8 protein-coding genes are annotated in these 11,570 nt (G+C 48.0%); 5 read left to right on the top strand and 3 right to left on the bottom strand.

The window, feature by feature from the left end; translation table 11 throughout:
* Positions 1 to 4 precede the first annotated feature (4 nt).
* From OUY18_RS03330 to OUY18_RS03320, 3 genes are all read right to left on the bottom strand, one after another.
* Positions 5 to 1,558, bottom strand: a complete 1,554-nt coding sequence (locus OUY18_RS03330; protein ID WP_268057296.1) for a response regulator transcription factor — start codon at positions 1,556 to 1,558, stop codon at positions 5 to 7.
* Positions 1,559 to 1,904: 346 nt separating this feature from the next.
* On the bottom strand, positions 1,905 to 3,383 hold the full coding sequence (locus OUY18_RS03325; RefSeq protein WP_268057295.1) for a response regulator: 1,479 nt from the start codon (positions 3,381 to 3,383) through the stop codon (positions 1,905 to 1,907).
* A gap of 153 nt (positions 3,384 to 3,536) precedes the next feature.
* Positions 3,537 to 5,282, bottom strand: coding sequence for a cache domain-containing sensor histidine kinase (locus OUY18_RS03320; RefSeq protein WP_268057294.1), 1,746 nt, complete (start codon positions 5,280 to 5,282; stop codon positions 3,537 to 3,539).
* A 189-nt stretch (positions 5,283 to 5,471) separates the two neighbouring features.
* On the opposite strand from OUY18_RS03320, the gene OUY18_RS03315 reads away from it, so the two are divergent.
* The 5 genes from OUY18_RS03315 (at position 5,472) to OUY18_RS03295 (ending at position 11,221) form a co-directional block, all read left to right on the top strand.
* Positions 5,472 to 6,761 (top strand): ABC transporter substrate-binding protein, encoded by a 1,290-nt coding sequence (locus OUY18_RS03315; RefSeq protein ID WP_268057293.1) that lies wholly within the window; start codon positions 5,472 to 5,474, stop codon positions 6,759 to 6,761.
* Positions 6,762 to 6,875: 114 nt separating this feature from the next.
* Entirely contained in the window at positions 6,876 to 7,754 is an 879-nt protein-coding gene (locus OUY18_RS03310) for a carbohydrate ABC transporter permease (protein WP_268057292.1), read from the top strand.
* On the top strand, positions 7,754 to 8,572 hold the full coding sequence (locus OUY18_RS03305) for a carbohydrate ABC transporter permease (RefSeq protein ID WP_268057290.1): 819 nt from the start codon (positions 7,754 to 7,756) through the stop codon (positions 8,570 to 8,572). The genes OUY18_RS03310 and OUY18_RS03305 overlap by 1 nt, the downstream gene beginning before the upstream one ends.
* A 47-nt stretch (positions 8,573 to 8,619) precedes the next feature.
* The gene (locus OUY18_RS03300; RefSeq protein WP_268057289.1) at positions 8,620 to 10,797 is read left to right on the top strand and encodes an alpha-galactosidase; all 2,178 of its coding nucleotides are present in this window, start codon (positions 8,620 to 8,622) and stop codon (positions 10,795 to 10,797) included.
* 1 nt (position 10,798) lies between these two features.
* On the top strand, positions 10,799 to 11,221 hold the full coding sequence (locus OUY18_RS03295) for an ureidoglycolate lyase (protein WP_268057288.1): 423 nt from the start codon (positions 10,799 to 10,801) through the stop codon (positions 11,219 to 11,221).
* Positions 11,222 to 11,570: the final 349 nt, after the last annotated feature.

Below are 11,570 nucleotides of genomic sequence, written 5' to 3'. Positions count from 1 at the left end.
CAAATTACTCCTCTGTTTTCCCGAATTTTCTCCTGTAATCCCGTGGAGTGGTTCCGGTCAATTTCTTAAAAACCCGTGTAAAATAACTTGGGTCTGTAAAACCAACCGTCCCGCATACGTCGGAAACAGGAAGCGTCCCCTGGCGTAATAATTCCATCGCATGGTTGATTCGCTTCCGGTTTAAATATTCACTGAAACCCTCCGAATGATGGGAATGGAAATAAACGGAAAGATAGGAATAATTAAAATTAAACTGTTTCGCAAGGCTGGCCAGCGAGAGCTGATCGTTATAATGATTGTCAATATACTTCAAAATGCTTTGCATGGTGCTGTTCTGGGCATTGACCTCATACTTGCTGATAATGGTATGGAAATCCGACTGAAGGATGGAAAAAAGTTGAATAAAGTCTTCCGAATACGCGCAGGAATAAATTTTAACCAGGCAGTCCCGCTTTAAATACGATAGATTCTCTGCATTTAATCCCTGATCCTCCAAAACGGAAATCATCTGATACCATGCATTCTGCACCAGTGTTTTTAACTCCATTTCGCTAAGAGACCGTTCCGTTAAAATTGAGTTTACATAATTCTCCAACAGTTTCAACGCTTTTTCGATCTGCAGGGTTTCCAGCAGTTTCGTGTAATTCATAAGATTGAATTTGGTATCCTCTTTCGGCTTCCGGAATTCTTCCGCAGCCATAAAATGCTTCCCTTTATAATAGAAATACCAGTCCAGATTGCTGAGGAAGGGGCCGTTGTATACTTCTTTCAGAAACGAAATATCAGAAAAAATTCTGCTGGAAACATAAAAAGTGCGAGATTCCTGTTCTCCGATCTGATCCATCGCCTGACGCAGCGCACGATAAACACACTCTTTTTCCGACGGAGGAAAGTTGACGACAAGAAGGAAAACCGATTCGTTGACGATCAGATGCACATAGGTGTATTCCGCAAGCAATTTGTCTAAAATTTGAGGAAGTAATGTTTTCTGCTTTTCGATCGCCGCCGTGTCCTGCCTAAAAATTCGGGAAATATCCATTCCCACTAAAAGGAAGCCGGAATTTTGAAAAGCGGATTCCAATTGTTCCTTCGCTTCCCGTTCAGCGTAACCGGACAGCAGCTGCTCAATGGACCTTGCCAGTGATAAGTTCTGCCGGCCCTGCAAAGTCAGCCCCGGAATACGGGACGCCACTTGTTTCATTGTTTTTAATAAATTTGCCGGGTTCAAAGTCGGTTTTAAAATATAGTCGACCGCTCCGCTCTGGAACGAATCTCTTACATAATCAAAATCGCTGTAACTGCTGAGAACAACTACCTGGATTTTCGGAAATTTTGTTCTTAAACTTTTTTCCAATTCAAGGCCGTCCATAACCGGCATAACAATATCCGTCAGCACAATATGCGGCCTGAGTTTTTCCACCATGGCAATCGCATCTTTTCCATTAGAGGCTTCCCCTACGATTTCAAATCCTTCCTCATACCAGTCAATCATATTTCGGATACCTTGTCGTGTAATATATTCGTCTTCCACAATTAAGACTTTACACCAACTGTCCATATACAACTCTCCTCATAGAATACGTTCTTATTCGGTAAAATTCACAGCAGATACAAGAATCGGCTTGCAGATACCCGCGATAGAATTAACGCTGAGCCAATCAGGTGAAAATCCGAAATCTCCTGCTGAGCCGAAAGGCCGCTTATGACCGCAAATGCAAAAAATTTTGAAGCAATTCACCTATCCCGGTTTTTTTAATCTTGTTGCCCCGGTAAAATACTGCTCCCCTGTTAACATTGTATATTTCCTATCATAGCAAAATTTCGGGTAAAATCAACTTCAAAACAGAAAAACAGCAGTCAAGGTATTGCCGCCTTAGCTGCTGTTTTTGTATTTGACGCTGTTGTTATTTGCCTTCTTTGCCGCCATCTTCACCGGAATTTCTCTGATAGTTCCTGCGAAACTCAGAAGGGTAATCGCCGGTGCTTTTTTGAAAAATACTGGCAAAATGCCGCGGACTATGATACCCGACCATAATGGCAACGTCTTTGATAGAAACCTGGCTGTTTTGTATGAGGATGCGCTTTGCGTTCGCAATGCGTACATTGGTCAGGTAATCGATGAATTTTACACCGGATTTTTCGTGGAAATGCTTGCTCAGATAATTTGGTGTCAAGTCGAATTTTTCCGCAATCATGTTGATACTGATGTCGTCCATATAATTTTGCGAAATATATTCCTTGATCTGGTCGATTTTTCCCGAAGGATGTACATTGGCTTGGCGGTACATGAGCGCCTGGATTTCCAACAGCGAACTGCAAAAACTTTTTAGGTCTTTACTGGAGACCTTCGCTCCGATGACCGCACAGATGTGCTGTGATATGTAATCCAGATTAATCTTTTTTAAAGTTCCGGGGGCCATGTGCTGAAGGTCGTTTACCGCATGGCGGTAGCGTATTTGATTCACATCTTGAAAGGCCAGCAAGAGGTCGGACACCCGTTTCAAAAAAATAACAACGCTCTTTTCTTCCTCCGTTTCCGGCAGCGCAAGCGCCTTGCGGGGCGGGTACAGGAACCGAAGGTACTGGCGGTGTTCAATTTGTTCACAGCCAAGATAAAGCGAATAAAGATCCGGCTTTCGCACATAAAAGCAGGAAACCAGGCAGTCTTTGGAAAGATTGGCACAGATCTGTGAAACCCGAAGAAGAATCCAGTGAAAATTATCGCCTTCATCTTTGAAAATGGTGCGTAAAACTCCTTCTTTGGAATTGAGTATCGCGTAAAACAGCTTCTTGTGAATAAATTCGCTTCCCAGCACTTTCACGTTGGCGAGCAGATTCCGATAAGTTTTAGCATACAGTTCGGAACGGTTGGCGCAATCGATGAAGAACACAAATCCGTAATAATCGGATTTTTCCTCATATTGTTCGTTTTCCTTGGCGCCGGCTTCATCCCACAGCTGGAACAGGTCGATCAAATCCACTTGAAATTTGGAATTACGTGTTTCCTGTGTATCCGTTAAATTTTTTACAAGCCGTTTCATCAGCTCATTTAATTGCTCACAGTCAATGGGTTTCAGTATATAGTCCGACACTTGCAGGGAGATGCATTTTTTCGCGTAATTGAAATCGGAATAAGCAGTCAGTACAACAAACTGTGTGGCAGGCGACAGCTTTCGGCATTGCGCGATTGCGGAAATTCCATCCTGCCGGGGCATATTGATGTCTGCAAAGACGATTTCGGGGTGATTTTGGGCGCATTGTTCTACCATTTCCTGTCCGTTTTTTGCTTCGATAATTTTCGTGTTGCCTGAAACGATGTCCAACAGCATGCTTTTTAAAGAAAAGCGGATCAACCGGTCGTCATCTGCTATTAAAATTACCATTGCCAGACCTCCTTTTTCAGTCAATGTTAAGAGGAACCACTGATTTATTCCAAATTGTATCTGACCGGCTGATTTTTTGCCCGGCAAGAACAAAAATCATCTTAGCCATTTGCACATCCTTATGAAATCGGTGCTTCCCTAAAATCATAAATTTTATTTTTGAATTGGAAATAGAATAACGCATTGCGTACCTCTCCCCGGCGCGCTTTCTAAAACAAAGCAGGCGTGGGGATTGAACAGCTCGACCCGGTCACGAATGTTTTCCAGCCCGACCCGCGAAGAAGCAGGCTTGACGCTTCCGGGATCGAACCCCAGTCCGTCATCCTTAACAACCAGCCGCAGGCATTTTCCGGAAAGCGCGTCCGTACAGGTTTCCGCGCTGATTTCGATGTGAATGGGGTCGTCCTGCGGCTCCATTCCGTGCACGATGCAGTTTTCCACAATCGGCTGTATCAAAAGCTTGGGAATTTCCAGCTCTTCCGCTTCCGGCTGAATGCTGATGCGAAAATTCAGCCGGTCTTCGAAACGGAGCTTTTGCAGTTCCAGATAACGGGAAACAAAATCAAGTTCCTGTCCTACGGTGGAAATGCTCTCGTTTTTACAGGTGTAGCGGAACAGATGAGTCAGCTGGAGAATTGCCTTTTCCAAGGTATCGCGTTCGCCCATCCGATTCAGTGCGATAAAGCCGTTTAAAGTGTTGTACAGAAAATGCGGGTTGATCTGCGATTGCAGCGCGATGTATTCGGCGTTGCGCTGGCTGATGACCGCTTTATATTCCCGAATGATATGGTCGTTCAACTGCCGAGCCATTTCGTTGAGCGCGTCCGAAATCAGCGCCAGCTCCGTGTTGGTCTCTTTTACCGTGGATTTTGCAGAAAGGTCGCCGGTTTGTATTTTTCGAATGGTTTGCAGAATATTCGAAACGGAAGAAACCATTTTGGAAGAACCGCGGCAGTAGATGAAAAAAGAAATCAGCACGGCAAAAATCATGAGCACAAAAGCCAGTAAATAGGTTTGCGCATTTGAAATGAGAATGTCCTTTTTAGAAGAAAGATAAATCAGGCTCCAGCCGAAACGCGGGATTTTTTCACGGGTAACAAGGTAACTGTCGCCGTTGGCGCTGACGGTGTCACGATTGGAAAGCTGCGTCAGAATGGCCGGATCGATGTCCCCGGAACTGTAAATAAGATGCTCAAGGTCATCCACCAAAAGAACACGCGATTTACCGGGAATATCAACCCGGTCAATTACATTTTTCAGGGATTCCGTGGAAGCGTCAATGCGCAAAACCCCAATCTCTTTTTGGGAATCAAAGTCTTTTATCATACGGACAATGGAAAAATATTCTTTTGAATTGTATTTTCCCGGCTGCGTATGAAAGGGTGTGTATAGCGGGTTACCTCCCGCCTTCCTGGCGGACAAAAACAGGGCATCGGAAAAGTAGCCCGGCTGAGAAAGGGTTTGCAGGCCGGCTGTGTTGTGGTCCAGCTGGTAGACAAAGCTGTCCTGCTTTGACATGGGGTAAAAACCGATCCCTAAAATATGGTTGGAAGAACTGTACATCAGCTTGGTAAAAGTAAGGTTGTAAACCTCTTCCAAGCGATTCACTTCCAGAAAATCCGGCCGATTTTCCAAATAGCCGTTTTTCATATAAGTCATGCAACCTAAAACATCTTTATACAGGTACGGCGTGAAAGAGATATGCTCCAGCTCGTTGAAGCTGATTTCAATATTTTTGGACATGGACGTTAAAATATTGGAAACATGACGCCGATCCTGTAAGACAGTCTGTTGATTATAATACCAGGTAAAGATTCCGAAAATGAGAAATATGGGGAAAATAATACTGACGGTAAAGAGAAGATACAGATTTAAGCGGAAGCTTTTTTTAAGTTTCATCCTTTTTCCGTCCCTTCTGAAATGAGTAAAATCATTATAGCACATATGCTATATATTTGAAGTGCGACATTGATAAACTGTATAAAACAGTACCAAAAGTGTAGTTTTGCAGCATATGCACAGGGGAAAAAATCCATTATAATTAAAACTGGAAATTGAGCAACAAATAAAGAATCAGGAGGAGAAACCATGAAAAAAATATTGAGTGTCTTTTTAGCGGGAATACTTGCCGCCACCATGCTGGCCGGCTGCGCGCAGGGGGGCACGGCGTCTTCCCAGGCACCTTCTAAGGCGCCTTCCGATGCATCGAAGAAGGATGTAAAGCTTACCTTTATGACCAACGTCGTCGGCGAGCAGGCCAGTGCGCTGGAAAAAGTACTGAAGGATTTCGAAAAGGAAACCGGCTACACTGTCGAGTTTTCCGCTCCCGGTAAAAGCTATGAGGAACTGATGAAGACAAAGATGTCCTCCAATGAGCTGCCGGATCTGTTCACCACCCACGGCTGGTCGGTTGCCCGTTACAGTGAGTATCTGGAGCCCGTGAACGACATGCCCTTTGCCAAGGACATTTCCAGCCAGATGAAGCCGGTCATATCGGATAAGCAAGGGAAAATGTATGTGCTGCCCATGGACAGCGATATTGCGGGTATTGTGTACAACGTGGACGTTCTGAATGATGCCGGTGTGCGCGTATACGACATCAAGACCTGGGCTGATTTTGAAGCAGCCTGCGAAAAAATCAAGGCGAAGGGTGTTTCCCCCATCCACATGGGAGGAAAGGACAGCTGGACCATCGGTCAATTCGGCGACTGGGTTGCCCCATCCATTTTCGTGACGGATGAAAAGAACAACAAAAGAGCCGATCTGAAGGCCGGAAAATTCGATCCCAAAACCTGGGAGAAGGTTGCCGGACTGATGGATAAGTGGACCAAGGCCGGCTACTTCAACAAAGATGTGCTGACATCGGACTACAACAGCGATGTGGAAGCGCTTGCCAATAAGAAAGCAGCATTTGAATTCTACGGAAACTCTACCATCGTTGACGCGAGGAAAATTAACAAAGACGCAAATCTCGGCATGATGCCGATTCCGTCCAACAGCCCGGACGACAAGCCGTCCCTCATCGCCGGCGAGAGAATCGCTGTCGGCGTGTGGAAGGACAGCCCGCAAAAAGCCGCCGCTATTGAACTGCTCAACTATCTGGCAAAGCCGGAAGTCATGTCCCAGGTAGCCACCGCTTCCGGAAACCCGGCCGGTTTGAACGGTGTTGACAGCAACATCGGCGATATAAAAACATACTACGAGAAATATAAAGATGTGAAAACTTTCCCGTATTTCGACAGAGAATACCTGCCGAGCGGCATGTGGGATGTTATGTGCTCCACAGGTGCCGATATCCTTGCCGGCAAAGATAATGCCGTTGTGAACGCGGGCAAAATTATGCAGCAAAACTTCAACGATAAATTCTCTCAAAAATGATTCCATCATTTGCGCACAAAAATGAGGGTAGAATTTTCTACCCTCGTTTTTTTACAAAACAAGTACTTGCATCTTCAAGCAATCCCCGTGCGGATGGCAGAAAGGAAACGAGCTATGAGAAAAAAATTTCACTCTCAGGCCATCATTAATTTATTTTACATACCGGCTATTCTCCTGTTTTTGATTTTTGTGGTTTTTCCGCTGATCAAGGGTGTTTTTCTGTCGTTTACCAATTGGAACGGTTATTCGCAAAAATACTCCATGGTCGGGTTAGCCAACTATATTCGCTTTTTTACCGACAATAATGTTGGGACCGCGTTTATAAATACGATTATTTACGGGTTTGGAAGTACATTCCTGCAAACCGTGCTGGGGCTTTCCTTCGCGCTTTTGCTGAACCACAAATTTCGGGGCCGTTCCGTGTGCAGGGCAATCATTTATATGCCCGTTATGATTGCTCCCCTGATCATGGGATATATTATGTATTTCTTTGTTACGTACGACCGCGGCGCGATCAACGACATTTTGGCTCTGTTCGGCAAAGAGGCCGTGGACTGGATGAGCGACGGGACGCGTGCCGTCTTTATTATTATGCTCATCAACGCTTTCCAGTTTGTGGGCGTTTCCATGGTGATCTACCTGGCGGGCCTGCAAAGCATCCCGACCATGTATTACGAGGCTGCCAGCATCGACGGCGTGGGGCCCTGGCAGGGCCTGCGCTACATCACCCTGCCCATGCTGATGCCCGCCATTTCATCCGCGGTCATGATTAATCTGATTGGCGGCCTCAAACTGTTCGATGTGATCATGGCGCTCACAGGCGGCGGACCCGGTTACGCGTCCAACTCGCTTTCCACGCTGGTGCAGCGTACCTACTTCGGCAGCGAAAACGCAGGCTATGCTTCGGCTATCGGCTTGCTCACGTTCCTGTTCATCATGCTGATCAGCAACTTCTTTATAAAGAGATTTGATAAGAGAGAGGTGACCATGTGATGAAAACAGAATCTAAAAATGTATGGCGCACTCTGCTTGCTTTGTTCATTGCCGTGGTTTATCTCGCCCCTATTTACATCCTGATTTGCGTGGCGCTGAAATCACCCTCCGATGTCAGTTCCTACTGGAAATTCCCTGCACAGATAAACTGGACGAATTTTGATACTGCCATCCACGAGGGCGGAATTCTTCTGGCGCTGTCCAACAGCACTTTCATCACCGTTTGCAGCGTTTTCCTGATCGTCATCTGCGGCGCGTTTGCGGCGTATCCGCTCGCGCGGCGGCGCACCCGTTTAAATAAGGGCATCAAATCCTTTATTTTGGGGATCATGATGGTTCCGCCGCTGAGCATTCTTGTTTCCCTGTATTCCACCATGGTGCAAATCCATGGGGTGAACAGCTACTGGGGCATCATTATGGTGCTTGTTACCTTTGAGCTTCCCTTGAGCGTTTATCTTTACTCCAACTTTATTTCATCCATTCCAAGGGCGCTGGATGAGGCGGCTTCGATTGACGGCTGCGGTCCGGTGCGCACCTTTTTTGTCATTATTCTGCCGCAGTTGAAGCCGGTTACCGCCTCGGTGGTCATTCTTACGGGCATTCACTGCTGGAACGACTACCAGTTTTCCCTTTACATGCTTCAGAAACCCTCCATGAAGAGCGTATCGCTGGCGATTTCTTCGTTTTTCTCGCAGACCACAAGCAACCTGAACGCTGCCACCGCCGGTGCGCTGCTGGCGATTCTGCCGGTAATCCTCATGTTCCTCTTCCTGCAAAAATATTTTATCAAGGGCATGGTGGACAGCGCCGTAAAATAAATTTGAAATTCGCGTTTCTATAAGCGCAGTGAAAGGTTAATGTAAAGATGAATAATGAAAATTTCCATCCGGTGTGCCATGAGCCCCCGGTGGCGCATGCGCTGCACCACTGGAACGAACAAACCAAAACCCTTTCCTACGAGTACAACGGAGAGGATATTATCTCCGTCACCATTCCCGATTCACAGGACGTGGGGTTCCGCCACGGCTCGGACGGTTCCATGCAAAGCATCCAGTACATGCAGCAGATTTATATCACGGTAGAGAAGCCCATGTGGGTCACCATGACATTCCGCCTGAGCGCAGATACCGTCAATATGCGTCCGCACCGCGCCCGCTCCGGGCAGGCAATTTTGGCCCAGAACGGCCGGCGGCTTGTAAGCGGTGTAAACGGGCTGTACGACGCGGATCAGGACCTTTTGATTGATTTCAACGGCTGCCGGTGGAAATGGCAGTCCCCGCGTATCCTACAGGACGAAAGCGGGAAAAGCGTGGCTTCCATTTCTATCAGGCTGTGTGAAAAGCCGCTGTTCATCAATTTGAGGATGCACTACTATAAAAACCATTTGGGGTATTGCTACTACCGCCCGTGGGAAAGCAAGCCCAAGAAAAAGGCGGTGGCGGGCTGGTGCTCGTGGGAAGCCTACCGCAGGAATATCGATTCGGGTAAAATAGCGGAAATCAGCCGTTTTATGGCCGAAAACCTAAAGGACTACGGTTTGGAATACATACAGGTGGACGACGGCTACCAGAAAATGCCGCTCCCCTATGACCCGAAGCTTACCATGGCGGAGGGGTGGATGGCTTGCGATGAAGAAAAATTTCCGGATGGCCACGAAGGCATTGTAAAAGCAATCCGTTCGCAGGGCTTTTGCCCCGCCATCTGGACCAACGCCAATATCACCAATCCTGAATTCCCCAAGTACAACGGAGACGCAATTTTATACCACGAAGGAAAGCCTATGAAGGGCGAGTGGATCGACTACCTGTACAACTGCACGCCTCAAACGCTGGCAAAACACGTGACTCCCCTGTTTCGAAAGCTTCGGGAGCTGGGTTACGGCTATGTCAAGATCGACGCCATCCGCCACCTGCTGTTCGACGGCCTGCACGAAGCCGTGCGGCTGGGTATCATGGGCAACCGGGAGGCACAGGAAAAGTTCCGCGCGTATTTGCAGGCCACCCGGGACGGCTTGGGAAACGACGTATATTACCTGGCAAGCTGGGGCGAACTGCATGAGGCGGTGGGTCTGGTGGACGCCTGCCGCATTTGCATGGACGCGAATCCCACATGGGCCGGCGTCCGCATGCAGCTTTTTGAAACAGCCCGGTGGTTCCACACCCAGCGCATCCTGTTCCTGAATGACCCCGACCACGTTTGCGTTCGCACAAAACCGGAGTGGGCGAAAAGTGTGCTGTCGCTCATCTCCCTTTCCGGGGAGCTTTACATGCTCAGCGACACGCCGGAAGCGTATACGGAAGAAAAGCTCGAGATTATCCGCAAGACGCTGCCGCCCCTGCAAAGCCGTACGGCTGAGACCGGACCCCTGAATTTGGAATACCCTGCCTACGCGTGGACAAAGCTGCACGGGTTTGCGGTGCAGTCCCACGATTCCCCTGTAGAACCGGAGGACATCACCGCACAGGAGGTCTACAACATGGCGGGCGAATATCCCACCATGGACGACGATCATCCGTTTTCCACCCTTTGGGCATTCCACCTGCAGCAGGGCGACCAGAACTGGTGCGTGCTGGGGCGCTTTGCCACCGTTCCGCTGCGGGCCTGCGGCTTGCCGCTTGACTCGCTGGGGCTGGAGCCGGACGCGGAATATCACGCGTTTGATTTTTGGAAGCAGGAATATCTGGGTAAGGTGAGCGGCAGTCTTTCGGTACGGGAGCTGGCCGTAGGCGAGTGCCAAATCGTTGCCCTGCGCAGGGCGGAAAAAAGGCCGCAGTTTCTCGCCTCCACGCGCCATGTTTCCATGGACGCCGTCAGTGTGCAAAACGTTGCGTGGGAAGGCAGCAGCCTTATGGTGCTGCTTTCGGGCGTTCCCGGGACAGTGGAGACTTATTATTTTTCTGAGTCGGAAGGCTTCCGCCTGCAAAATGCAGATTGTACCGGAGCGGATGTCCGCTGTGAGAAGGACGGCCGGCTGCTCAAAGCGGCTGTGGCGTTCCGTGAAAAAGAAGCCCGGCTGAGATTGAATTATAAGGAGGCAAAATAAGATGGCAATCCGTTTGCAGTCTGTTTCGGCGGAAGCTTTTGCGCCGTTCGGTTCCGTTTTGGAATTTCCGCCGGATTGCAGCGATGCGTTCCACATCGTTGTGAAAGAGCCGGAGCAGCCGTGGCGGCTGGCCGTGTTCCGTTATACCAACCGCGAAATTTCCGTGATGGAAAATCACCCCGCCTCCATGGAAAGCTTTGAACCGCTGAGCGGCGTGACTGTGCTGCTGGTGGCGGAGCACAATTCGCCGGACGCGTGCAGCGCGTTTCTGCTGGATAAGCCGGTGTGCCTTGGGAAAGGGATTTGGCATCAGGTACTTTCCCTTACCCCGGAGGCACAGGTGAAAATTGCGGAAAACATGGACGTAAACTCGGAATTCCATACGCTGGCAAAGCCTGTTTTTGCCGCTTTAACGGAGGAATAAGTCGCTTTTCCGAAGGAACGAAAAGCGCCCTATGGTTACCCTTTTAACCCGAGCGGTTCTTGATGAAATAAGGACAGAGCATTTCGATAACCCCCAAAAGGTTTTATCGAATATGCTCTGTTTTTTATTTCCTCTCAGGCCCTATTACGGAACCCGGCCTTCCGTATAGAGCTATGTAGTGAAAAGAAAGAAAAACGTACTGATATCGTAGAAAAGGGTCATTAAACGAGCCGATACTTCGTGCTATCATTTATACAGTAAGTTGCGATACAATTGCTGAAATTTAGTGTAAATATACAATTTCGCAACGATTAGATCTTTCGTGTAGGTTTTGCTGACGGCTATACAA

The organism is Caproiciproducens galactitolivorans, assembly GCF_026672255.1.
Classification (GTDB): Bacteria; Bacillota; Clostridia; order Oscillospirales; family Acutalibacteraceae; genus Caproiciproducens; species Caproiciproducens galactitolivorans_A.
Note: the sequence above shows the minus strand (reverse complement) of the source record. Positions and strands in the feature narration are given on the sequence as shown.